This is a genomic window from Alteromonas aquimaris, from assembly GCF_026183695.1.
In the GTDB taxonomy this organism is placed as follows: Bacteria; Pseudomonadota; Gammaproteobacteria; order Enterobacterales; family Alteromonadaceae; genus Alteromonas; species Alteromonas aquimaris.
Genome location: NZ_JAPFRD010000010.1, coordinates 89,777 through 115,972, shown reverse-complemented (window position 1 = coordinate 115,972; position 26,196 = coordinate 89,777). Strand labels below are relative to the sequence as shown.

Here is a 26,196-nt window from a genome sequence, read left to right as displayed (position 1 = left end):
TTAGTAATATATCGATGAACGGATGAAATATTTGGTGTTACAAGGCGTCTTTTGCAATGAATTAACATTACCACCCATATCCAATGTTGGTGGCCTGTCTGGTTTCTCTAACATAACACGTCAAGCATATAAACTGCATCGCACTGACTCCACCTATGTCAGTGCTGCGTAAAATGAACCTTTCAAGCCATCGCTCAGTGCATTACTGCCGTCTTCGGTGATATAGCAAAGGTAATACCAACAGTAATAGCCAACCTAGCGCACCGCCGCCACCCCCTGTGTTCACATTGGGGGCACGCGGAGTGATGTTAACCGTGACTGTTTCAGAAACACGATGTATGCCATCGGTAACACGAACCGTGAACGTCATGCTGGCCCTGTTGGGGGCCACTCGCGTTAAACTTGCACCATTATTGCCATTAATCGTGAACGTCAAATTGTCACCCTCTGGATCAACCGCGGTAGCAGAAACTGTAAAGGATTGGCCCACGATAACATTCTCTGGTGCATTCACTGTTAATTCGGGAGGTTGATTCACCGTAGATGCGGAAAACACGTTTGTTTTTTCTGTTTGTGTATTCGGTATGTTAGGAACATTAGAGCTGGCTTGATATTTAACAGTATTAGTCACACCCGTTCCGGTAAGTGTGATATTAAGCGTGGTGGGTTGGGTTATGTCATCAGCATAGTAAAAACAGACCTGTCTACCCTCTATAAGCTGGCTTTCAACATCGCCCACGGTACTTTCTGCTTGCTCAAAGTAGGGGAGATGGACGAGTGTATTTCCACGCGTCCCCGTACTGTTTTCCAAGCCACTGGAGACAGGCGGAACATAGTCGTGGATAACATTGTCATAAGAAAAGATTATCTGCGGCTCGTTTGGTCCCGCATTATTGTTAAACACGATTTCAAAATCAGCGACATCCTTAAACGTATTTTCCAGGTTATAGAGTTCGAACGGAAACGTCACATTGTCCCACTCAATGATTGTTATACCATCTTGTTGACTTTCCGCTATGGAAACGGTCGCGCCATTCTCTACATCCAGTATCCAGTCTCGCCAAAATGGTGCGACAACCCCATTGGGTGCATTTGAATCGGGCATGGATTGATTAACCCATGGCGCCGTACCTACATCGCTATTAACCGTTACAAAACCGTCATCAGAGACAATGATGGAGTTATATTGCCTGCCAAATAAACTCGCCGAAACAGCAAATGAGCTAAGCACCGTGTCGCCATCCATTTCCGTAGGCTCAATATCGAAATCACTCAGGTCAATGTAGCCTGTGCCAGTGCCCATATCAGGATTCTTACAGTTCATGTCTGTTGCGTTTGTGGTCATTCTGTAGGTGGGTTCCAACCCAAATAGCGACGCCTGGGTAAGCGACCATTTAAGGCTGTTGCCACTAATAGTAATATTTCCCGGGCCGGACGTTGACTGTACTTGAATATTTTCAGGAAGTGGCAACGTAACCTCATAATTTCTGTCTTCAGTAGTAAAATTCGCCATCACGTTTAATGCTAATTTCTGGCTGTTTGCACTGGCTGCCTTAATGGCTTCACCCGTGATAAAAACGTCGTCTTTACCTCTGACAATATCCACAGGGATCGCGCCTAAGATTGAAGGGTTAGCGGCATCGGTGCCAAGGACTAACATGCCGGAATAACGTTTTCCGGCCTTACTTTTTTCCAAGTCCCACCTTACCCGCATATCAAACAATTCAAATCGGTCAACACTGGAAGGTGCGGTGGCGGTGAGACTGGAGGTGGGGGTGTTATCTACGACGGAAGTAGATAAAATAAACTCATCCACAGCGGAGTCTGAAGAAGCACGCCAGTTCTGCACGATAATCAGATAATCGCCGGCTTGTGGATTTTCGATGCTGATATATTCGTCAGCAGTGGAAGACTGGCTAAACTCTATCACCTCACTTTCAGAAGGTACCCCATCTTTGTTAGCGTCGAATACCACAAACAAATCAAGATCAGGTGAAGTGGATTGTCTCGTCTCCACGACTAAACGTAATGTATTCGCCTTGATTGAAATTTCTTCAATAAACACCCCATCTGACAAATCATCTAAAAAATCACTCGTATCAGAATCCTGTTCAATCGTTGCAGCAATTTCTTTAGGCGGGTTCAAACCATAGCCGGTTACCTGGAAGTCAGTAATCTCGATGGTGGTTAAGTCTTTAACCAGGTAGGAATCATGATCACGATGCGAAGTGAAGTTAAGCGTATCGGGTAAGGTACCATTAGAGGGCTTAACTGAAACCGGTAAATGTAGAGCAGGAGAAGAGGATGAAGTCATATTGACGACGCCAAATTGCCATTCGCCCGATTTTGCTCGTGAAGCATCTGCCGTCACCGTGAGAACCTGAGACTCCCCTTTATTCAAATTGAAATTCGCTGGAGAGACGGTTACCGAAAGATGCTCAGATAAGGATGATGCGCTAGTGCTCCAGCTCCCATCTTTAGTAGCGGTAACCGTTCTTGTCCAACTACAGATCCCAAAGCATTCAGTGTCGGTCACAGAGGGCAGGTTAAGGGTGCGAGGTTCACCGCCGAGTTCTGGATCCGCAGAAGCATAATTGGCGCCGGTTTCATCCATCACCAGTCCAGCTTGCACGGCCACATCCACTTGAAGCCGACCCGCGCCAATATCAAACCAATCAGCGTCGGTAGCCCCATCCTCTTTCAGCAACGCTGTGTTTGCCGTCATCATTAGCGCTGAACGTATATTATCCGGAGACCAGTCAGGATGTTCCTGCTTAACTAATGCAGCGGCCCCTGCCACGTGTGGACTGGCCATTGAAGTACCGGAAAGGTACGCAAAATCAGCAGGTGCAGATCCCGTTTCATCCTGCCCATATTGCTGGTCTGCATACGCCGCATAGATATCAATTCCGGGAGCAATAAGAGAAGGGGTTAACGTACTTATTGAGCGATTAGGTCCTCTGGAGGAGAACTCAGCTGTGATATCGGCCAGTGTATTATCGATAACCAATTCACCTACCGCAGCAGTGATAGTCGCACGATGGTTAGCGCCTGAGGCGAGCCAGTCCTTTAACCGATTTCCATCTGCAGAGCTAATGTGAATACCCGGTATTATGTAGGCATCATTGTTCAGAGTAGTTTGCCCGCCGTCAACATTCGCCAGCACAAACCCTCCGGCCCCGCCCTGGGCAACGTTAATTGCCTTATCAACCCGCGCGATATCGCCGCGATCGCACACCACAATTTGACCACTAAATGTACCGGAGGGAAAGGGCTCCAAACATTGAGCCGGATCCGTGTCGGCAGCGTTCGGATTGGCAAAGTTGCCAGCGTAGACGATTGAAGCTGTTATGCCCCCTGTATTGCTTTTGCCTTCAATAGGGGAAAGAGTGGAATTGCCACCACTAAAGTCTGTCAAAAATTTTTCATATTCCACTGAGCGCCCTGTAGAAGAAGCACCGACCGCTGTCACCCAAGGCGCGTGCTTGGCGGTTGAGAAAGGAGTGGGTCCTTCATTACCTGCTGAATGGGCGAGAAAAATTCCGGCATTGCGAGCTGATAGCCAAGCCGCATTCAATGCTCCTGTCCACGGATAACCTCCTCCAGATATGGAAAAATTAATCACATCCACCACGCCTTCATTAATCGCATCTTCAACCGCAGCAACCATTGGTGTACCCAAACAGCCGCCGTAGGTGTCACCTGTGTTGCCAGGCTGACATACTTGGTAAGAAACGATATTGGCATGAGGCGCTACCCCAGAAATACGATCAAATACGAACCCAGTGGGCTCACCATCACTTTCGTTGACATCAAATTCTGGCGTGACTTCTGGCACGTTAAATAACACATTTCCTGCCGCCGTAGCGGCAGTATGTGAACCATGACCATTATAATCTTCACCATTTTTGGGAAGTGAAACTGAAAACACCTCGTCATCATCGTAAGCATCGGTAATTTCTGGATACGAATACACCCCAATCAACTTATCATTACATAAGTCCGGAAAATTACTCGCGCAGTCACCTAGGTAATTACCTGAACCAAGAGGATTACTATGGGTGTAACCGTCTCCACCTACCTGAGCAAAAGAAGGATGATCACTATTAATGCCGGAGTCGAGTATGCCAATCACTATGCCTTCACCCTCGCGTCCAAGACCGCTTTCGGTGGAAATCCCATTCCATACGGCTGGTGAACCAATGAGCAGTGGTCCAGTGTCGGTATCAAGCTGGTAAATACGATCTCTTTCCACAGTGCTTACGCCTTTTAACGACGCTATTTTTTCAGCCTCTGCCGGCGTAGCCAAAATGGCAAGCCCATTCACTGCATATTGAAAATCAGCAATGCGTTTATAGCGTGGTATCGCCGCCTGCATTTTAGCTTCAATAACGGCTTGCTTTTGCTTTAATACTGATTTGTAACGTTGGGCAGTGGTGGAATGTACGTTTACTTTGGGTCGCAGATTACTGTTTAACGCAGCGAAAGAAGATGATGTGCTAGTCGGGGTTCTTAACAATATCCCCTTAGGTTCATTCATTAGGGCCACAGGATTATCGTCAAGTTGCACAATATAGATAAACTTTTTGGGGGATGCGCTCGGTACGCCGTGGTGTGAGACAATTTTATTCGTTGTTAACGTCGTATATTTTTTTTGCGCTAATACCGGCGGCGCGCTAAGCACAGACTCAAGTTGTTTCCTGTCCGTGTCATTCCCAGAAGTAACACCAGCAGATGGATGCACTGCCATAGATATTAACGCTGCGCATATAGCGTAAAAGAATTTGTTTCTCATATTGGTAATCTCCTACTACCTGATACCAATCCATTTAATGACATCGCCACCACCGGTTTATGAAGCTTCAACCTAACTTTGTACGGTCACGGAAAATAATTGCGATTAAATTTGTTTAATTATCGCAACGAAATATGAACATTTGCTTAACTTCAACTTTTTTAATGCTAATTTAAGCATGACGTAGATACGAGAACATTTTTCCATGATGTGACACAATAGGGTGAAATTGTTAAGCTAATCGCATAAAATTTAACATCACTTTAAAAAATTAGGATGCTTATCTTATTCCTTGCGCTATTTTTGAAACAAACTTTTTTGCAGTAGGCTTTCGCCTCGTTAAATAGCAAGGTCTTTTATGTTGCTATGATCTAGCATACACACACTTATTACTTTTATATTTCACAAATTAGTAATACTTTCCAAATTTAAATAAAAATATTTAGCCTGAATTCAGGTTACTCACCTCACACTTTAAAGAGGAATGTATCGTGCAAGACAGAAATCATCTCGCGCGGGTATCAACCACCCATAAGGTTCATGTTATCGAAAATGGCCTTATTGATATTCCGATGCTACAAATTCTGCAACCAGATGGTAGCGTGCATAAAGAAGCTGTGGCCCCAGAGCTGGACCAAGATACTGCCACAAAAATGTATAACACTATGGCATATATTCGAGTTCTGGACGAACGTATGGTTGCCGCCCAACGTCAGGGCAGAATTAGCTTTTACCTGGCAAGTACGGGTGAAGAGGCAGCAGCAGTAGGAAGTGCAGCGGCCTTATCGGATGATGACATGATTATGTCACAGTACCGTGAACAAGGTGCACTAGCGTATCGAGGTTACACCACTGAACAATTTATGAATCAGATGTTCAGTAATGAAAAGGATCCTAATAAAGGTCGCCAGATGCCCATTCACTACGGTGATAAGCCTCTCAATTTCATGACCATTTCATCCCCACTAGGGACACAGATTCCGCAAGCTTCTGGCTATGCGTATGGTCAGAAAATGGCTGGCAAAGATGCCGTCACCATCTGTTATTTTGGTGAAGGAGCTGCTTCAGAAGGCGACTTCCATGCCGGGCTTAACATGGCCGCGGTACTGAATTGTCCTGCTATTTTCTTTTGTCGTAATAATGGATATGCCATATCTACCCCGGCTGATGAACAATTTGCAGGTGACGGTATTGCATCCCGTGGACTAGGTTACGGGATTAAAACTATTCGTGTGGACGGTAACGATATTCTTGCTGTGTATGCTGCGACCAAGCTAGCCCGTGAAATTGCGCTGAAAGACGAATGCCCGGTACTGATCGAAGCAATGACCTATCGTCTTGCTGCACATTCTACTTCAGACGATCCGACCGGATACCGTTCTCGGGAAGAAGAAGATAAATGGCGTGCTAAAGATCCCATCCAACGTATGGAAAAATGGTTGGAAAGCAAAGGCTGGTTTGATGAAAAGGCCGCGCAAAAGTTATTAGATAAAACCCGTCAAGACGTTTTAGCAGCGGTTAAACAAGCCGAAAAAATAGATGTGCCTCCCATTGAAGATATTGTGAACGATGTATATTCAGAAGTACCGTGGCACTTAAAAGATCAATTAGAACAATTGAAGTCGCACATTCGCCAGTATCCGGATGTCTACCCTAAGACTTCAGGGAGAATTAAATAATGGCAAAAATGAATTTATTGCAAGCTATTAATAATGCCCTGATCACGGTGATGGAACAAGACGAGCGAGTGATGGTGTTTGGCGAAGACGTTGGGCATTTTGGCGGAGTATTTCGTGCCACCAGTAATCTGCAACAACAATTTGGTAAAGGTCGCTGTTTTAATACGCCGCTAACGGAGCAAGGTATCATTGGCTTTGCGAACGGTCTGGCGTCACAAGGTTCAGTGCCGGTGGCCGAAATTCAATTTGGGGATTACATTTTCCCTGCTTTTGATCAGATTGTGAATGAAACCGCAAAATTCAGATATCGTTCTGGTGGTCAATTCAGTTGCGGGACTCTTACCATTCGAACCCCTTACGGCGGTGGTATTGCGGGCGGGCTCTATCATAGCCAGTCACCGGAAGCCTTTTTTGCCCACTGTCCGGGGTTAAAAATTGTAGTGCCTCGCAATCCCTACCAAGCTAAGGGCTTGTTATTAGCTTCAATTCGCGACGATAACCCTGTGTTATTTATGGAGCCTAAGCGTCTTTACCGTGCCTCAGTGTCAGATGTACCTGAAGAAGATTACGAATTGCCGTTGGGTAAAGCTGACATTGTCCAGGAAGGTAAAGACATCACCTTATTAGGCTGGGGCGCGCAAATCGAAATTCTTCAAAAAGCTGCCGAAATGGCACTTGAAGATGGCGTATCGTGCGAAATCATTGACTTGCGCAGTATTTTGCCGTGGGATGCCGAAACGGTAGCCGAATCGGTGATGAAAACTGGACGCTTGCTGATTAACCATGAAGCCCCGCAGACAGGTGGCTTTGCCAGTGAGATCGCCGCTACGATCCAGGAAAAGTGTTTCTTGTATCTGGAATCACCTATTGCACGGGTATGTGGCCTGGATACACCATATCCGCTGGCGCATGAGAAAGAATATATGCCAGATCAGTACAAGACCTACGAAGCAATAAAACGTACATTAAAGTACTAAGGGTAAGATGATGACGACAGATTTTATTTTACCTGATATCGGTGAAGGTATTGTTGAATGCGAACTTCTTGAGTGGTTGGTCGAGGAAGGTCAACACATTCAGGAAGATCAGCCTGTAGCTGAGGTGATGACCGACAAAGCAACGGTACAAATACCGGCCATGCACTCAGGTACAGTGAAGAAGCTGCATTATAAGGTAGGGGAGATTGCTAAAGTGCATTCTCCATTGTTCGCCATTGACATAGATGCGGAAGAAGACACCGGTTCAACGAGTCAGCCTGCTTCTGAAGCGGTGGTTGAAAGTAATGAGAAACCGACTATGCAGCCTCAGTCAACTGCTAGCACAGAAGACTTCATATTACCTGATATCGGTGAAGGTATTGTTGAGTGCGAAATCGTGAAATGGCATGTCTCTGAGGGTGATGTAATTGCAGAAGACCAGCCCGTGGTTGAAGTGATGACCGATAAGGCGGTGGTAGAAATTCCTGCTAAGCATGCAGGAAAAGTTGCCCGGCTCTATCATCAGCAGGGTGACATAGCTAAAGTACACGAGCCATTATTTGCGCTCGAAGTTGAAGGCGGGAGTGATACGGCACCACAAAAGCCAGTTCAATCCCAAGCCTCGTCAACCAATCAGGCAGTTGTAAAATCGGCTGAGCAGCGTTGGCCTGACGGTGCCTATGAGCCTCCGGTGACAATTCCTGGTAAAGTGCTGGCAAGTCCAGCGGTTAGACGCATTGCCAGAGAGCAAGATATTGACCTGACAAAAATATCGGGCTCCGGGAAGAAAGGACGTATCCTTAAAGTCGACGTTCAAAATGTGAAAGGGCAAGCCGATACCACCTCTGCACCTTCACGTTCATCAGTTTCTACTGACAAATCTGCTGGTACGAATAGGGAAAACCGTACAGAGAAAGTGCGTGGCATTCAGGCAGCGATGGCGAAGCAAATGTCGGCATCGGTTTATACTATACCTCATTTCACTGTCAGTGATGAGTTGCGAATGGATGCATTAATAGCGTTACGCCAGCAACTTAAACCTGTTTTCGAAAAACAGGGCGTAAAACTGAGTTTTATGCCGTTTTTTGCCAAAGCATTATCGCTGGCGTTAAACGAGTTCCCTATCATTAATTCTCAGTTAAACGAAGACGCTACCGAGTTAACCTATTTCAGTGATCATAATATTGGTTTTGCTGTTGACTCAAAAATAGGCTTGTTAGTACCCAATATCAAAGGCGTGCAGAATCTTTCGTTATTAGAAATAGCGGAGCAAATGCAGGGCATTATTGATCAAGCCAGAGAAGGCAGGTTGGGTGGAGAATCTCTTAAAGGGGGTACGATCAGTATTTCAAATATTGGCGCTATAGGTGGTATGACTGCCACCCCAGTTATTAATAAACCGGAAGCAGCCATTGTTGCACTAGGTAAAACCCAAGCTTTGCCGCGCTTCAATGAAAATGATGAAGTGGAAAAGCACCATATAATGCAAGTGAACTGGTCGGGTGATCATCGCATCATTGATGGCGCCACCATGGTGAGATTTAATAATCTGTTTATGAGTTATTTGACCAACCCAAGCACTATGCTGATGCACCTGCGATAACAAGAGTCGGGCAGGGAGATTTCCCTGTCCGATCGCTTCTCAACGAGGTACACTGCGCGAATCCACTTCATTCAATTTGTATAGCCTTGTTAAGTTACAATCATATTTTTCATGCTGGTAATCATGCGGATGTAATTAAGCATTTATGCTGGCTTAATGTTATTTCTTATCTAAAAAATAAAGATAAACCTTTTACCTTGTTTGACACGCATGCAGGGGCAGGTGTGTATGCGTTAGATTCTGTGCAGGCGCAAAAAAATAGTGAGTTCAAAAGTGGTATCAGTACAGTTATCGGCTCTCACTTTTCTTCCCCGCTGCTTCAACAATATCAGGACCTATGCAGTTCTTTTTTGCATGACAATCTCTATCCCGGATCTCCTATATTAGCCGCTGAATTACTACGTCATCAGGACACGTTACAGGTTATGGAACTGCACCCAAATGAGGTGATCAACCTGAAGCGAGCGCTAAAATCGCATGCTGGCAATAAACAGACGTATGTTCATCATCGCGATGGTCTTGAAGGATTACTGGCACTAGCTCCTCCTTCTACCAAACGTGGAGCGGTACTTATCGATCCTCCCTACGAGAAAAAAGAAGAGTATCAGGCGGTTTTGAAATGCGTGTCCTCAACGTTGCATAAATGGAGAACGGCGCAAATAATTATCTGGTACCCGCTTTTATCCCAAAGAGCAAAAGAAAAAACGGGTTTGAGTGAGCAGATGGTTGCTAAAATGAATAACCTGGGCTTCGAAACCCTCACGGCAGAATTAGTAGTAGACGCTAAGTCCAACGATTGTGGAATGTATGGTTCTGGGGTGTGCGTGATAAATCCTTGCTGGACGTTAGAAAACGACTTAAGCCAAGCCTTAACTGAGTTTTGTCAGTTGACCCCATCGGCATTCAGCCGGATAACGTGGCACAATAAACAATAAGATATGAACCACCCGAAAGCACTTAAGCATTTTTATATTCCTGAGGAACAGTCGATATATCTGCTTTCTCATCAGGATGCAAAAAAGTTAAAAGACTGGGTGGCATTGTGTATTGAGCAGCTCACTCAACTTGGTTACCGCAAGATCCATTTCATCGGTAAAGGCGCATTTGGTTTTGTTTTTGGTGGTGAAACACCTGGTGGACGACATCGGGTATTTAAGTTTTCGCGTATTAATCTTCCTCAGCATGTGCAGGATAGGCTTGAAGAAGAAGCATTTATGCTGTCCCACGTTAACCATCCTCAGGTGCCAGGATTAGTAGAGTTCCAACACGTCGGTAAACAATCCATATTGGTCATGCAACGGGCGCTTGGGAAGGATCTTGAGCAAGTCAGTCTGGAAATGGGACCGCTTCCACCACGTATCGTAGTTAAAATAGCCGTACAATTAGGCGAAATTTTATTAGCGCTTAAAACACATAAAGAAAAAGGCGAACTTAAGCCGTTAGTACACGGCGATATAAAACCCTCCAATCTGGTCTGGAACGAGCGTCTGGAAAAAGTAGAGCTAATTGATTGGGGCTCATCTGTTTTTGCACAACTGGATGAATCAGGTCAGTTTATTGGCAGTAATGTCATGGACTTGATGTCTGGCGATATGCACCAAACCAACGCGCGTTTAGGCGACATTTATTTTATTGGTGATGAACAGTTAATGGGGGCTTTATCTTCACCGCGGTTTGACGAACAGGGTTTAGCCAGCACAGTGTATGCGCTTGCGTCAGGTCAGTCTTGTCGCTTTGGTAAAAACGTGATTACGCCTATGTCACTGGGTTTGCCTAAACTTTTCGCAAATATTTTAGCAAATATGTTAAGTGACAACGTACGTAAACAAAGAGCAGGCGGGGACTACTTTTTTAATAACCTGCATGTATTGAAACAGCTCGTTTTCACCGCAGATAATAACCCGAACATTAGCTCCCTTATCCCCACGTGGCTGGGGCGCACGGAAAAAAATATTGAAACGGTCGTCTACAGTTCCCGCAAATCTTTTCTGCGTTTACAGAACGAAGAACAAGAAGAGGAACTTAATTACCTCAATGATGCACAATTTGAGCGCTATTATAAAAATTATATGCAGGGCATGGGGGCCACAGAAAAGGCCTTTCTAGCTGCTATCAGCAGGCTGGGCAGATACCCCGTTGTGGGCGGGATAGTGATCCGGTGGGAAGCGGATGGTATTTACGTTGACTCCAGTTTGAATCTGTACAATGAAACGATGAAAAGCGCATTTGAACACGCCGTGAATAACGTCATTCATTTAGCTCGCGCGATCCACCGCCAGGGTGTATTTAAATGCTGTATGTTTAACGCTAAAGACACTCTGCACATTGAACGCCAACACCAACATGAAGCGTTCGTTCCCCATCCCAGCTGTCAAATACCCTTCGAACTTTCGGGACTTTCGGTAACCCATGACCAGAGCCGCACACATTCCTATTTTGAAGACGGTCAGGATCCCGATGAATTACTTAGTCTTCCTGCGGTCATGATGTCATTATTAGAAGAGCTTAACCAAATTCACCACACCGGGTGTATTATTTTTGAGGCCTTACCTACTCACCTCAAAATACATAGTTATTTTATGCTTTTGGATCATGCAAACGAGCAACAGTTTGCACGCTTACTCGAACAAATCGTCGAGGCTGTTCCATTAATCCAGGGGGTAGGCATCTCTGGTTTTATGAAACTTCCGTATAAAGATACTCGCTATTTCGACCATACGGCACAGCTACCAGAAAAGTATTATCCGCGTAATCCCAGAGCATGTTAATCTGTTTTCCTACCACTGCGTTTATATTCCATTAATTAATAACAAGAGAGTAAATTCATGAGCGACGTGAAGCTTGCTTCATTATTTGCATTAGAGAAAATCGAGAAAGGGCTTTACCGTGGTCAAAGCTGGGATTTAGGTTTTAGAGCACTATTTGGTGGCCAGGTACTCGGCCAGGCGTTAGCTTCTGCATACCAGACCGTAGAAGCGGGTCGGTTTGCACATTCCTTTCATACCTACTTCTTGTTGCCGGGAGACGCAAAGAAGCCTGTGGTCTATGATGTGGAAATCGTGAGGGATGGACGCAGCTTTTCTACCCGGCGGGTCAAAGCGATCCAGGACGGTAGGAATATCTTTTACATGACGGCCTCGTTCCAAATCCCAGAGGAAGGAGCGAGCCATCAAAGTGCGGTGATGCCCCAGACGCCTGATGTCAGCACACTGCAGTCTGATATCGAGTTTTACGAAGCCAATTTCGATAAAATTGCACGACCACTACAGGAAGCACTCAGTTATCACCGCCCCGTGGATATACGTACAATCGATGCTGCGAACGCTTATAAATCTACCCGACGTGAACCCACTCGTTATATATGGATGCGTGCAAGGGAGCCACTGGGTAACGCCATTTCGTTACATCAATCTGCGCTTTCGTACGCGTCAGATTATCACTTTTTAAGTACTTCACTGCAGCCTCACGGTATTTCTCTGCTGGATAAAAATTTACGTATTGCCACAATCGATCATGCCATGTGGTTTCACCGTGAAGTCAACTTTAACGAATGGTTACTGTATGCAATGGAGAGTCCGTTTTCAGGAAGTGCTCGCGGGATCGTAAAAGGCCAGATTTTCAATCAACAGGGTGAATTAATTGCTTCGACCATGCAAGAGGGACTGATGCGAATGGTGGGCGAATAGCATGATTTACCAGTTAGTAAATAAAGTACCTAAGCTGGCCAATGGAATTTACATTGCGCCCGGTGCACACATCATAGGCGACGTTGAGATTCAAGCTCAAGCAAGCGTTTGGTTTAACGCGGTCGTAAGGGGAGACTGTGACACTATTACTATAGGTGAAAAATCGAATGTACAAGATGGAAGCGTGTTACATACTGATGAAGGTATCCCGCTTGCGTTGGGCAAAGGTGTTACGGTAGGGCACAAAGCAATGCTGCACGGGTGCAACATTGGGGACTATAGCTTAATTGGGATAAACGCCGTTATTTTGAACAAAGTAACGATTGGTAAATATTGCATTATTGGTGCAAATACACTGATTACTGAAAATACTACCATTCCCGATTACTCGTTAGTGGTCGGTTCACCTGGGAAGATAATTCGCACTTTGGATCCTGCAGTAGAATCTCGGTTAAAAGAATCCGCTACGCACTACGCTCAAAATGCGCAACGATATCGAGAGCAGCTCACCAGCATATCAGATCCAACCACTTTCGTTTAATTTTATTCCGCCCATAAAAAATGCCCAGAACAGAGTTCCGGGCCTAGGGGAATGGCTCATTGCTGAGCCGTGCGCTAACTTTTGCAAGGGAGAGATTCATGCAAAATTTTTTACAACGGAAAGATATCATAGAACATTATTGAGTAAGATATAAACAATTTTTTGCTGATTTAAACATTACATTTCATCAAAATGTCGCCAGATATGAAAAATATCTTTAAAATTCAATTTGATAACATGTGTAAGTGAGTCAAGAAAAATTGTTAACATTTTATCCACATTAAGCGCACAAACTACCAACAGGATAATAACATCCACAAATTACGACTTTAGTATAAATGTATTCTCCTATTATTCATGTTGTGAATTATAAATATGCTGTTCTTGTTATTTGGTGAATATATTGACAAGATTAAGCTTTCAATTTTAAGAAGGACGTCGCGTGGCAGCTTCAAAGACATTTATACCTCCAACTCGCACATTAATGGGGCCAGGGCCCTCGGATGTCAGCCCTCGGGTTCTAAATGCGATGGCGCGCTCGACTATTGGTCACTTAGACCCGGCTTTTGTCTCCCTAATGGATGAAACAAAAGCATTACTACAATATGCGTTTCAAACTGCAAACTCGTTGACGCTGCCTGTATCTGCGCCTGGTTCTGCTGGGATGGAAGCATGTTTCGTTAATCTTGTAGAACCGGGCGATAAAGTAATAATCTGTAGCAATGGTGTGTTCGGAAAACGTATGCATGAAAACGTTATCCGTTGTGGCGGTGAAGCCATAATCATAGAATCCAGTTGGGGTGAGCAAACTGACGCTGACGAACTTGAAGCTACATTAAAGGGACATCCGGAAGTCAAAGCGGTGGCGATGGTGCACGCAGAAACTTCTACCGGCGTGCGTAATGATATCGAAAAACTGTGTCACATCGCAAAACAGCATAACTGTCTGACCATAGTGGACGCCGTGACCTCGTTAGGTGGTATCGAGTTGTATGTTGATGAATGGCAGATTGATGCCGTTTATGCGGGCTCTCAGAAGTGCCTAAGCTGTATACCCGGCATCTCTCCCGTTTCTTTTAGTGAACACGCGGTTGCGGCAATTAGAAAACGCAAATATCCCGTTCAAAGCTGGTTTTTGGATATGAATCTCATCATGGGATATTGGGGCGAGGGCAAACGTGCATATCACCATACAGCACCGGTGAACAGTATCTACGCATTACACGAATCACTGCTTATCCTTACAGAAGAAGGGCTGGAAAATGCGTGGACCCGACATACACGGCTGCATAACAAGTTGGTAAGCGGTCTGGAAGGATTAGGTTTATCCATGCTGGTAAAGGCGGAGGCCAGATTACCGCAGTTAAATACTGTTTGCGTGCTTGACGGGGTAGACGAAGCCAAAGTAAGAACCACACTGTTAAATGAATTTAACCTCGAAGTAGGGGCGGGGCTCGGCGACCTTGCAGGCAAAGTGTGGCGAATTGGGTTAATGGGGCATGGTTGCTCTGACCGCAATGTGGATTATTGCCTTGCTGCGCTAAAGACTGTCCTAAAGTAACCTGAATGCGGTAAACTAATGCACTGACAACTGCTGCAACAGCGGCAGCGTGTAATTTTGCCAACAACAATTATAAGAGGCGGCATGCTACATAAAATTTGGCTTTGCTTTATTGTCAGTGCATTTTTAACAGCCATTATCCAATTTTTTACCGGTACAGGGCCGGAAAGCTTCCAACATGTCATGCAAGCGGTGACAGAAATGGTCAAACTGAGCGTTGAAATAGCGATTGGGTTGATTGGTGTACTGGCTTTTTGGCTGGGTATTTTTAAAGTGGCGGAGCATTCCGGTTTAATCGATAAACTTGCCTCTCTGCTTTCACCGTTTTTACGGCGTATTATGCCTGAGATCCCCAGGCATCATCCAGCATTGGGCAGTATTACCATGAATATGTCAGCTAATGTGTTGGGGCTCGACAATGCTGCAACGCCTTTTGGCATCAAGGCGATGCAGGACATGCAAAGTCTTTCTGCTAATCCCGATAGACTGACTAATGCGCAAATTCTATTTTTAGTGCTCAACACCTCTTCCGTCACGCTTTTTCCCATTGCCGTATTTTTATATCGGGCAGAGCAGGGCGCAGCGCAACCCACCGACGTTTTCATACCCATTCTTATTGCCACCAGTGCATCGACGTTAGCCGGCTTGGTGGTGACGTGTATGCTTCAACGTATCAATTTACTTAACCGCGTCGTTTTATTGTTTTTAGGTGTTTTTTTCAGCTTAATGGCGAGTGTAATTTTATATTTCACACATTTGGCGGCAGCTGATTTAGCCAATCAATCGGCCACAGTGGCGAACTTTTTATTATTAAGTTTTATTGTGATTGTGCTGTTAGTCGGATGGAAAAAAGGGCTGGACACCTATGACCTCTTTATCGAAGGGGCAAAAAAGGGGTTTGAAACCGCAGTCACACTTATTCCGTATCTTATTGCGATGTTATTTGCCGTTGGAATGTTAAGGGCGAGTGGCTTACTTGGTATGGTCACCAACGCTATTGGCGCAGCGGTTGAATTGACAGGCTTCGATTCACGCTTCGTTGACGCATTGCCCACTGCATTGATGAAACCGTTGAGCGGCAGTGGGGCGCGCGCAATGATGATTGAAACCATGTCACATCATGGCGCGGATTCGTTTGCTGGACGTTTAGCCGCGGTTTTACAAGGTTCCACGGAAACAACATTTTATGTGTTGGCAGTCTATTTAGGCGCGGTGGGTATCAAACATTCACGTTATGCGGTGGGCTGTTGCCTGGCTGCAGATGCAGCGGGTATTCTAACCGCCATTGTGGTCAGTTATTGGTTTTTTGGTTAACTTTAGCGAATTCATATTGACGCCCCATATCCTGCATCACTATCCTAGGCGATGTGAAACTGACAACCTTAACTCAAAAGGGCCAATTCATGTTTAAGGCGTCATCGCTTAGCTGCGCATTTTTTTTGTTCTTTTTTACTGGTCACCTTCACGCGCATGACAATAAAAACGTCCCTTCAACTATCCAAGTGCAAGGTCATGGCGTTATCGACGCTGTACCAGATGCATTTTCAATTACCTTTATTATTGAAGCAAAAGGGCAGGTTGTTGCAAAACTGAATAAGCAAGTAGAAGCTGACCTGTCACAAGTTGTGGATTTTTTATTGAAAGAAGGTGTTGCTGCCAGACAGATCCAATCCATGCAGGTACGCTTAACACCCGGCTATGAATCTACCCCTCAGGGACATCGGGAGAACGGATTTGTATTATCCCGCGAAGTGACGCTTACGCATAGCGAACTAAAAGATTACGATAACTTGATCGACGGTATTTTATCGCGTGGCGTGACCCGCATACAACAATTTGACTTTGTGATCACAGACCAGGCGGCCTATTATAAGCAAGCTCTTACCGCTGCCGTGCACGATGCGAAACAAAGAGCGATGCTTTTAAGCAAGGAGTTGGGCGTGAAGTTAGGTGGTGTTGCGCAAATATCAGAATCGGGTAGTTACATGCCAGTCTCGCGGTCCAGTTATAAGATGATGCAGGCTGAAGCCGCTCCCTCATTACCTGGGCAACAATCCGTTTCGGCAAATATTAACGTAACTTTTTTAATACATAAGTAAGAGTGAACATACCTTTGTTAAATGATTTTTATCTTCGCTTGGTCAATCAAGCAGAAAGCCTGGTGTCAGGCGAACACGATTTAATAGCAAATATGGCTAATATCAGTGCTTTACTCTATACCCAGCTCGAAGAAGTGAACTGGGCTGGTTTCTACTTGTATAAAGAAGAGCAGCTGGTATTAGGTCCATTCCAGGGCAATCCTGCGTGCATTAGAATTCCCATGGGTAAAGGCGTGTGTGGGACTGCTGCAGAGCGACGTGAAACCCAATTGGTGGAAGACGTCCATGCGTTTGAAGGTCATATTGCATGTGACGCCGCCTCCAATTCAGAAATTGTTATTCCGTTGATTGTAGGCGATACTTTAATCGGTGTACTTGATATAGACAGCCCACGTGTGGCACGTTTTACTCAGGAAGATAAAGAAGGCCTGACCGCAATAGCAAACCGCTTGATGGCCACGCTAGCGTGAAGCAGAATGTGGATGTTCAGGTTGTACTGGCGACACCTGCAGACATGGAAGATTTTTTTGATGATGCCAGTGAGGCAGCAGAACAATTTAATTTTATTGTTCATGTTTTGTACGACCGTGCCGATGAAGATATTAGTGTATCGAGCATGGAACGTTTATTTCAATATTGTTGGGAAACCTGGCATCGTTACCCAGATTTAACAGACATTGATGAAGATGAATTGTTGGATTGGGTTGACCACACGTTGGCAACTTGGGATGATGCAGATAACCAAAATAATTTGTGATTAATATAGAACCATTGATGGAAGAAGCACAGCAAAAATTTTCAAACAGTAAAGAAGTTATTGCCTTTTTAGCAGATAAGTTTCCTAACTGTTTTTCTTTAAAAGGGGATGCCAAGCCACTGAAGATTGGTATTTTTCAGGAATTGGCTACTCGTTTAGAAGATGATGAGCGCGTAAGTAAGACTTTATTACGGTCGACCTTGCGGCATTACACTAATAGCTGGCGTTATTTACACAGCATCAAGGAAGGCGCATATCGAGTCGACTTGGATGGTAATCAGGATGCGCAGATCGAAAAAGAGCATGCTGAGCATGCACGTCAGCAATTAGATGAAAGTAAAGAAAAAGCTGCTCAAAAAAGAAAGGCGCAAAATAATGCAGCCTCTCAAAAGCAGAATTCCAGGCAGAATGAAAAGGCTTCAACAACATCGTCACCTGCCAGACGCAATGTTGAAGGAAAAAAGGGAACAAAAGTTAAATCCAGCAGACCAACTAAAACACCGCCGCCAAAATTAACTGAAAATGATTTGCATGCGGGTACCAAGGTAACGGTTAAATTAGGTAAAGCACCTATGCATGCCGTAATTACCGAAGTAGCTAAAGATGGCATTCACGTTCAGTTGGATTCTGGCATGGTAGTAAAAGTCACTTCTGAGGCTTTACGTTTGGCAAGTTCCAAGAGGTCGTAAAATGACAAATATCCTTCGTATTTCTATCGCTAGCGCGTTTTTATCAATGAGTGTCGGAGCAGGTGCGTCCACCAGTACACCCACTGTTGATGAGCTCCCAATACTTAAGCAGGAAACACAGCACAGTGTCGCCGCTAAGCGTGTTAGCGCACTCTTCACCCGCGCACATTATAAGGAAATTGCGTTGGATGATGCGCTGTCGACTAAAATCTTTGATCGTTATCTAAGTTCATTAGATCATAACAAACAGATTTTCTTAAAGTCTGACATTGAAAAATTTGAAAAATACCGTACCGAATTTGATGATGCGCTAAGCAAAGGTAATTTAGATATTGCCTACGACATGTACAACATCAATGCTGAACGGCGTATTGACCGGTTCAAATATGCTTTAAGTTTGCTTAATGAACCTTTTGATTTTGAAGCTGATGGTGACAAGTTTTATTTTGACCGCGAGGACGCCCAGTGGGCAGAAACGCAAGCTGAAATTGATGAGTTATGGCGTCAACGGGTAAAGTATGATGCATTGAATCTGGTATTGGCAGAAAAAACATGGGAAGAAGCTAAAGAACTTTTGACCAAACGTTATACTCGTGCCATTAAGCGCTTACAGCAGGCTAAGAGTGAAGATGTATTCCAAACCGTTATGAACTCATTCGCTCGCAGTATTGAAGCTCATACAAGTTATCTTTCTCCACGAAATGCCGAACGCTTTCAAATGGACATGAACTTGTCCTTCGAAGGGATAGGTGCAGTTCTACAAAGTGAAGAAGATTACACCGTAATTAAAAGCATTGTGCCTGGTGGCCCGGCTGATCAATCTAAATCGCTTAAACCAGAAGACAAAATTGTTGGCGTAGCACAAAATGACGACGAATTTGTGGACGTAATCGGTTGGCGTTTAGATGAAGTCGTCGAACTGATTAAAGGTCCTAAGGGCAGTACCGTTCGTTTGCAAGTACAAAAAGGAGCGACTGAAAGTAAAACGATGTCAGTGGTTAGTTTGACACGAGACAAAATTAAGCTGGAAGATCGCGCCGCAAAATCAAAAGTATTTGTTCCTGATTCAGGTCCCCATCAAGGTGAAAAATTAGGTGTTATTACCATTCCTAGTTTTTATAACAACCTTCATGCTGACGTGAAAAAGGAAATCGACGCACTAAAAGCTCAAGATGTGAAAGGTGTAATAGTTGATTTACGCGGAAACGGTGGTGGCTCACTGACTGAGGCAACCTTGCTGTCAGGACTGTTCATTGAAAAAGGTCCAGTGGTGCAAATTCGCTATGGCGAAGGTAAGGTTTCAGTTAATCGTGATACAGATGGTGTGGTTGCATATGACGGCCCACTCACAGTTTTGGTAGATCGTTATAGTGCTTCTGCATCGGAAATTTTTGCTGCGGCCATGCAAGATTACAATCGTGGGATCGTGATTGGCGAACAAACCTTTGGTAAAGGCACAGTTCAGCAGCACCGTGGGTTAGGACGTATTTATGATCTGTACGACAATCCGCTAGGAAGCGTGCAATTTACCATCGCCAAATTTTATCGCATTAACGGTGGTAGCACTCAACACAAAGGTGTGGTGCCTGATATTTTGTTCCCTTCTGCAATCAATCCGGCAGACTGGGGTGAAAGTCAGGAAGAAAATGCGCTTCCTTGGGACAGCATTAACCGCGCAAACTATACGACGTTCTCCGATAGTCAAAGTGCTGTTGATGTGCTAACTGCCAAACACAACGCGCGTATTATGCAGGACCCGGAGTTTAGTTATATTCAGGAAGATATCAGTGAATATAATAAAAACAAGGATCGTAACTATATTTCGCTCGTTAAATCCGAGCGTATAGCTGAAAAAGTTGAAGCGGAAGAAAAACAACTTAAACGTACAAACGAGCGACTGGCCCGTCTAGGAAAAGAACCAGTAAAATCGTTAGATGACTTGCCCGATGAGTTGGATGAAATCGATCCACTACTTACCGAAGCGGCAAATATCACGTATGATATGCTCAACACTGGCAAATACGCGATTACCCAAAATTAAGAGCGTTTTTTTAAAAAGAGGCTGGTGCTTATACCAGCCTCTTTTTTTTGTCTGCCAGAAATAATAAAAAATAAAAATTCAGGGACTACACATATGGCATCTCGAGGTGAATTCTCTTCACGCATTGGTTTTATCCTAGCTGCTGCCGGTTCAGCCGTTGGACTTGGTAATATTTGGGGTTTCCCTACACAAGTCGCAAGCAATGGTGGTGCAGCGTTTGTACTGGTGTATTTACTGCTCGCGTTTGTACTGGCTTACCCAGTTTTAATGGCAGAGCTAATTATTGGTCGTGCTAATCGTTCAAATATGGTCGATGCTCTCGGTAAAATTTCGGGGAATGCCATTGGACGTACTGTCGGTATCTGGGGCGGCATTACTGTTTCGCTTATTCTCGCCTTTTACGCCATCGTCGGGGGATGGATGATTGCCTACTTTGGGGAGTCGGCCGCAAATATAGTAGGGGCTGAGTCTATATCAAAATGGCTGGTGTCTTTTTCCGTTCCGCGTAACCTGATTTTCTGTGCGTTATTTTTAAGCCTAACCGCTATGATTGTACTTGGCGGGGTAAAAGCGGGCATTGAAAAGTGGTCGGTTAGACTGATGCCCACCTTGGTGGTCATTATTTTATTGCTGATCGTTTATGTAAGCTTTCAGCCCGGCGCGGCAGAAGGCTGGAGCGCATACTTGGTCCCTGATTTCAGCCGCGTTTTAGATCCCGATTTACTTATAAGTGCTATGGGACAGGCGTTCTTTTCAATGTCACTTGGGGTGGGTACGATGCTGGTGTATGGTTCCTATCTGGCTAAACAGGAAAACCTGCCCACGATTGGCGCTTCGGTAGCTCTAGTGGACATTGGTGTGGCTATCATAGCGGGGATGCTGATTATTCCCTCAATGTATGTTGCGTTACATAACGGGGTTGAGATATTCACCGCTGACGGACTATTGATTGAAGGTGATCAACTTATTTTTACCGTCCTTCCGGCATTGTTTGATTCAATTACTGGTGTAGGCGTATTTGTGGGGTTTGCATTTTTCGCCTTGATGGTTATTGCCGCCGTTACGTCCTCTATCTCTATGCTTGAAGTTCCTGTCGCGTATTTAGTGGAGAGCAAAGGGATGAAGCGTAGTAAAGCCGTCTGGCTGATGACGCTAATTATCTTTCTCGCCAGCGCGGTTATCATCTTCAATTTCCAAGCATTGTTCGGTTTTGTTATTGCGCTAACGACACAATATAGTCAACCATTATTGGGCCTGGTACTGTGTATTTTCGCAGGTTGGGTATGGCGAAGAGACAGTATCCTAGCTGAGTTAAAAGAAGGTAATGCGCAAGCAGAACATACTATGTTCTGGAAAATCTGGCCTTGGTATGTTCGCTTTGTGTGCCCAGTCGTCATCGCTTTTATGTTTTTCCGCTCTATTGCGTAGTTAGAGATTACTAAAAATGAAAAAAGAACTAAAAACGCCGACTTTATTTGATGCGCTATTCCCAATAGTTTTACTTGTCCTGATGATGGGTGCTGCGGTTTATTTGTTTGGCGATGCCTCTTCATATGGGCCTAATCAGATTGCGCTATTACTCGGCACCGGAATTGCCGCGATTATCGGGATGAAAAACGGGCTTAGCTGGAAGGAAATTGAAAAAGGCATTGTCAAGGGTATCTCCATGGCATTAGGCGCCTGTTTAATTCTGTTAGCAGTAGGTTCTCTAATCGGTACCTGGATGCTTGCGGGAACGGTACCCACACTAATTTACTATGGTTTAGAGCTACTCAACCCAGCCTTTTTCTATGCCGCTTCCTGCTTGATCTGTGCAGTGGTCGCAATGAGTATTGGTAGCTCCTGGACCACCGCTGCAACAGTGGGGGTTGCATTGATGGGGGTAGCGGCGGGGATGGAAATGTCTGCTGCTATCACAGCAGGTGCGGTTATTTCAGGGGCATATTTTGGTGATAAAATCTCACCCCTTTCAGAAACCACAAATTTAGCCCCGGCCGTTGCAGGTACCGATCTTTTTGAACATATCCGCTATATGTTATGGACAACCATCCCCAGTTTTATTTTGGCGTTGATTCTATTTGTAGTACTTGGCTTTTCTGAAAGTGGTAAGGCCTCAATAGAGAAAATAGAATATATGCAAACTTTGCTCGATGATTCCTTTTCGTTGGGATGGTATTTATTAATTCCGCTGGTTGTATTATTGGCTTTAGCCATTAAAAAAATGCCTGCGTTTCCTGCTGTATCTATCGGGGCAATATTAGGTGGTATCTGGGCAATCTTATTTCAAAGTGATGTGATTGCAGGCATGATTCAGCAGGGCGATAGTCATGTTGTAGGCACTATCAAAATTGTATGGGCTGCTTTTTTTGATGGCGTAAGTTTCTCTACCCCGGACGAAAATCTGAATAGCCTGTTGAGCAGAGGGGGGATGTCTTCTATGCTCAATACTATCTGGTTAATTATTTGTGCTTTGTCTTTTGGCGCAGTATTGGAAAGAGCTGGATTATTAAAACGCGCGGTAAATGCTATTTTGGCCGGGGCCACTTCGGCTGGTGATATGATTAGCCGCACTATCTTGACGTGTATTGGAACAAATCTGATCACGGCCGATCAATACATGGCGATTGTTATGCCCGGTAGAATGTATAAAGAAGAGTTTGAAAAACGAGGTCTTCACCAATTAAACTTGTCTCGCAGCCTGGAAGATGGTGGTACGTTAACGTCACCTCTCATTCCGTGGAACACGTGTGGCGCTTATATGCATGGCGTGTTGGCTGTTCATCCGTTCGAATACATCTTTTACGCTTTCTTTAATGTTATTAATCCAATTCTGGCAATCATCTATGCATTTCTTGGGGTGAAAATTTTAAGATTAACGCCTCCTTACCACGCCAGTACAAAGGAGCAACAGTCGTAACGATCTATAGGAGGTTACGTGAGTATGCAGGTCAAACGTAGGGCGGATTATCAACCGCCTGCCTTTTTAATTTCTAGTGTTGAATTAACCATCCATCTGCATCCGCAAAGTACGCGGGTGCATAGCGTGTTGAAGATACAACGCAATGGCAATCATGATCAAGAGTTGGTTCTGGATGGAGAACAACTCAATTTGCTGGAGCTGTCAATTGATGGGCAAACTATCACTAACTATGAGGTCACTGATAGCGCTCTTGTGATCCCATCAGTCAGCAACGAATTTACCCTTACCACTGTATGCACCATTTCTCCCGCCGACAATAAAGCATTGGAAGGCTTATACCTTTCAAATGGGGTTTATTGCACCCAATGTGAAGCAGAAGGGTTCCGGCGGATAACCTACTTTATTGACCGCCCGGATGTTTTAGCCACTTACCAGGTTACTTTACATGGGGAACGTAAGACTCTACCCACCTTGCTTTCTAACGGTAATCCGGTTGATGAAGGCATTAACGCTGATGGTACCCATTGGGTTAAATGGGTCGACCCGCATCCTAAACCTTCATACCTGTTTGCCATAGTGGCAGGAGAGTTTGATGTATTAAAGGATGAGTATATTACGCTTAACGGAAAGCGAGTAGCATTAGAACTTTATGTTGATAAAGGCAAACGTGATCGTGGTCAATTCGCCTTGGATTCGCTTAAAAGGGCCATGGCGTGGGATGAGCAGGAGTACGGTCTTGAGTATGACCTGGATATTTACATGGTGGTCGCCGTAGACTTTTTTAATATGGGGGCAATGGAAAACAAAGGGTTGAATATTTTCAACAGTAAATTCGTGTTAGCCAATCCGGAAACCGCCACAGATGAAGATTTTTTTAACGTTGAGTCCGTTATTGCCCATGAGTACTTTCACAATTGGACAGGTAATCGGGTAACGTGTAGAGACTGGTTTCAATTGAGTCTTAAAGAGGGGCTTACCGTTTTTCGGGATCAACAATTCAGCGCTGATATGACTTCCCCGCTAAGTAATCGCATCAAGCATGTACGAGTCATAAGAGAGCATCAGTTTGCAGAGGATGCCAGTGCAATGAGCCATCCTATTCGCCCTGATGAAGTGATCGAAATGAATAACTTCTACACGGTCACCGTCTATGACAAGGGCGCAGAGGTCATTCGTATGCTGCACACGTTACTTGGCAAAGAAAGGTTTCGTGCGGGCATGGACGAATACTTTAATCGTTATGACGGTCAAGCGGTAACCTGTGACGATTTTCTCAGTGCCATGCAAACTGCAACCGATTTGGATTTAGCGCATTTTTCTCGCTGGTATAGCCAGTCAGGCACGCCCGAAATAACCGTTAGTCAAAAAGTGTCGGCAGATAAAACATGGGTCACTATTTCCCAATACACGCCACCGACAGCCGATCAACAGGACAAAAGCGAATTATTTATCCCATTAGGCTTTTCCTGTATCGATTTAAATGGCCGGCACTACCAAGATTGTGAACAAAAAGTGTTGGAGGGTGTTTTAATTCTAGACCAGCCTGAAACTACACTAACGTTTGATAATGGCGGCCAAGAACTTATTCCTGTTATGCTCGCTGGCTTTTCTGCACCTGTTCGAATCAAGCAGGGGTTAAGTAGCGAAGCATTACTGGCCACATTTTTGTATGCGCAGGATGATTTTAACCGCTGGGATGCTTTGCAACAGTTATATGACTGGTGCATAACGCAATATGAAATCAATCAATCGGTGGAGGATAAGATATGGGAAGGATTGCGGGACGCGCTGGAAAGTGAAAAAAATAATTACGAATTACTCAGCGAATGTCTGGTGATACCGAGCTTCGAAACCCTATGTCAGACACGTACCAATATCCATGTCGAAACTTTGCATGCTGCAAGAGAGCAATTCGCGCGAGAGTTTATTACTAAACTTGAAAATGAACTTAAGGATGTTTACCACTCCATTCAGTTGGATAGCTATCAATATAATCAGCAGGATGTGATAGCTCGACGTTGTAAAAATGTTGTGCTTGGCCACTTGGCGAGACTAACCCAACATGAAGACTTAGTTAAGGAGCATTTTAATCAGTCTGACAATATGACAGATTCTCTTGGAGCATTGAAAGCCGCCCAACATGGTCACAGAGAGTTGTTTAAAACCTTAATGGAAACGTATGGTGAACAATGGAAAAATGATCCGCTCGTGCTGGATAAATGGTTCTCATTACATGCGACTACCGAAAGGGCGGACATACTTTCTCACTTGACCCTCTTACAATCGCATCCTCAATTTAGCATTGATAATCCCAATAGAGTCAGAGCCCTGATTGGCAGTTTTGCGTTTTATAACACAAGTGGATTTCATGCACTGGATGGGAGTGGTTATCAGTATCTGACGGATTACCTGTTAAAACTTGATGACTGTAATCCTCAGGTTGCGGCGCGATTAGTGACCCCGCTAACCCAATGGCAACGATTCGATCAACACCATCAGGAACAGATGAGAAGGCAGCTTGCGCGGTTGCTTGAGCATGATGGTTTAAGTAGCGATGTGTTTGAAAAAGTGAGTAAAAGTCTCGCCTATGAATCAACAGCTAAGTAGCGAACGCGTATATTTATTCTCAATTTCATTATCATACAAACGGTGTGAGGCGTTTTACCGTCCTGGCAATAACTCGGTAATCGTCACCGCCGATACAGGGCACAGAGTGCAGATCCCCAGTTCAAGGTTACGCACCTTTGTTACTAAGCAGGGGATTCAGGGAAGATTCAGGATGATTATTAATAATAACAACAAAATTGTTTCATTTGAGAAGATAGGATAGTGTCTGCAATGGATGTTC

General features: G+C 44.6%; 19 protein-coding genes. 18 read left to right on the top strand and 1 reads right to left on the bottom strand.

Translation table 11 applies throughout. The features are described 5' to 3' along the window. Positions 1 to 202: 202 nt before the first annotated feature. Positions 203 to 4,795, bottom strand: a complete 4,593-nt coding sequence (locus OPS25_RS08185) for a S8 family serine peptidase (RefSeq protein ID WP_265617194.1) — start codon at positions 4,793 to 4,795, stop codon at positions 203 to 205. Positions 4,796 to 5,286: 491 nt separating this feature from the next. Here OPS25_RS08185 and OPS25_RS08180 point away from each other — a divergent pair, with 491 nt between their 5' ends. The 18 genes from OPS25_RS08180 (at position 5,287) to OPS25_RS08095 (ending at position 26,178) form a co-directional block, all read left to right on the top strand. Next, positions 5,287 to 6,474, top strand: coding sequence for a thiamine pyrophosphate-dependent dehydrogenase E1 component subunit alpha (locus OPS25_RS08180; RefSeq protein ID WP_265617192.1), 1,188 nt, complete (start codon positions 5,287 to 5,289; stop codon positions 6,472 to 6,474). Beyond that, complete coding sequence (locus tag OPS25_RS08175) at positions 6,474 to 7,451, top strand: alpha-ketoacid dehydrogenase subunit beta (protein ID WP_265617191.1); 978 nt, start codon at positions 6,474 to 6,476, stop codon at positions 7,449 to 7,451. The genes OPS25_RS08180 and OPS25_RS08175 overlap by 1 nt, the downstream gene beginning before the upstream one ends. A 10-nt stretch (positions 7,452 to 7,461) precedes the next feature. Continuing rightward, positions 7,462 to 9,054: a dihydrolipoyllysine-residue acetyltransferase gene (locus tag OPS25_RS08170; RefSeq protein ID WP_265617190.1), complete on the top strand. Its 1,593-nt coding sequence runs from the start codon at positions 7,462 to 7,464 to the stop codon at positions 9,052 to 9,054. Positions 9,055 to 9,140: 86 nt separating this feature from the next. After that, positions 9,141 to 9,989 carry a 23S rRNA (adenine(2030)-N(6))-methyltransferase RlmJ gene (locus OPS25_RS08165; protein ID WP_265617188.1) on the top strand — a complete coding sequence of 283 codons (849 nt, stop codon included), beginning with the start codon at positions 9,141 to 9,143 and terminating at the stop codon, positions 9,987 to 9,989. Between the two features lie 3 nt (positions 9,990 to 9,992). Beyond that, positions 9,993 to 11,822: a protein kinase domain-containing protein gene (locus OPS25_RS08160; protein WP_265617187.1), complete on the top strand. Its 1,830-nt coding sequence runs from the start codon at positions 9,993 to 9,995 to the stop codon at positions 11,820 to 11,822. A 57-nt stretch (positions 11,823 to 11,879) separates the two neighbouring features. Continuing rightward, positions 11,880 to 12,740: an acyl-CoA thioesterase gene (locus tag OPS25_RS08155; RefSeq protein ID WP_265617185.1), complete on the top strand. Its 861-nt coding sequence runs from the start codon at positions 11,880 to 11,882 to the stop codon at positions 12,738 to 12,740. A 1-nt stretch (position 12,741) separates the two neighbouring features. Then, positions 12,742 to 13,281: a gamma carbonic anhydrase family protein gene (locus OPS25_RS08150; RefSeq protein WP_265617184.1), complete on the top strand. Its 540-nt coding sequence runs from the start codon at positions 12,742 to 12,744 to the stop codon at positions 13,279 to 13,281. 484 nt (positions 13,282 to 13,765) lie between these two features. Continuing rightward, on the top strand, positions 13,766 to 14,842 hold the full coding sequence (locus tag OPS25_RS08145; protein WP_265617573.1) for a pyridoxal-phosphate-dependent aminotransferase family protein: 1,077 nt from the start codon (positions 13,766 to 13,768) through the stop codon (positions 14,840 to 14,842). 84 nt (positions 14,843 to 14,926) lie between these two features. After that, positions 14,927 to 16,156 (top strand): nucleoside recognition domain-containing protein, encoded by a 1,230-nt coding sequence (locus OPS25_RS08140; RefSeq protein WP_265617183.1) that lies wholly within the window; start codon positions 14,927 to 14,929, stop codon positions 16,154 to 16,156. Positions 16,157 to 16,245: 89 nt separating this feature from the next. Then, positions 16,246 to 16,941, top strand: coding sequence for an SIMPL domain-containing protein (locus OPS25_RS08135; protein WP_265617182.1), 696 nt, complete (start codon positions 16,246 to 16,248; stop codon positions 16,939 to 16,941). 14 nt (positions 16,942 to 16,955) lie between these two features. Beyond that, a complete protein-coding gene (locus OPS25_RS08130) occupies positions 16,956 to 17,411 on the top strand; it encodes a GAF domain-containing protein (protein WP_265617181.1) in 456 nt (151 codons plus the stop codon). After that, positions 17,408 to 17,698 (top strand): hypothetical protein, encoded by a 291-nt coding sequence (locus tag OPS25_RS08125; RefSeq protein WP_265617180.1) that lies wholly within the window; start codon positions 17,408 to 17,410, stop codon positions 17,696 to 17,698. Before OPS25_RS08130 ends, OPS25_RS08125 begins: the two co-directional genes overlap by 4 nt. 17 nt (positions 17,699 to 17,715) lie before the next feature. Beyond that, the gene (gene proQ, locus OPS25_RS08120) at positions 17,716 to 18,387 is read left to right on the top strand and encodes an RNA chaperone ProQ (RefSeq protein WP_265617179.1); all 672 of its coding nucleotides are present in this window, start codon (positions 17,716 to 17,718) and stop codon (positions 18,385 to 18,387) included. A gap of 1 nt (position 18,388) precedes the next feature. After that, positions 18,389 to 20,428: a carboxy terminal-processing peptidase gene (gene prc / locus OPS25_RS08115; RefSeq protein WP_265617177.1), complete on the top strand. Its 2,040-nt coding sequence runs from the start codon at positions 18,389 to 18,391 to the stop codon at positions 20,426 to 20,428. Positions 20,429 to 20,521: 93 nt separating this feature from the next. Beyond that, positions 20,522 to 21,856, top strand: coding sequence for a sodium-dependent transporter (locus tag OPS25_RS08110; RefSeq protein ID WP_265617176.1), 1,335 nt, complete (start codon positions 20,522 to 20,524; stop codon positions 21,854 to 21,856). Between the two features lie 16 nt (positions 21,857 to 21,872). Then, the gene (gene nhaC / locus OPS25_RS08105) at positions 21,873 to 23,345 is read left to right on the top strand and encodes a Na+/H+ antiporter NhaC (RefSeq protein ID WP_265617175.1); all 1,473 of its coding nucleotides are present in this window, start codon (positions 21,873 to 21,875) and stop codon (positions 23,343 to 23,345) included. Positions 23,346 to 23,363: 18 nt separating this feature from the next. After that, positions 23,364 to 25,955: an aminopeptidase N gene (pepN, locus tag OPS25_RS08100; protein WP_265617174.1), complete on the top strand. Its 2,592-nt coding sequence runs from the start codon at positions 23,364 to 23,366 to the stop codon at positions 25,953 to 25,955. Continuing rightward, positions 25,936 to 26,178, top strand: a complete 243-nt coding sequence (locus OPS25_RS08095; protein ID WP_265617173.1) for a DUF2835 family protein — start codon at positions 25,936 to 25,938, stop codon at positions 26,176 to 26,178. The genes pepN and OPS25_RS08095 overlap by 20 nt, the downstream gene beginning before the upstream one ends. Positions 26,179 to 26,196 lie beyond the last annotated feature (18 nt).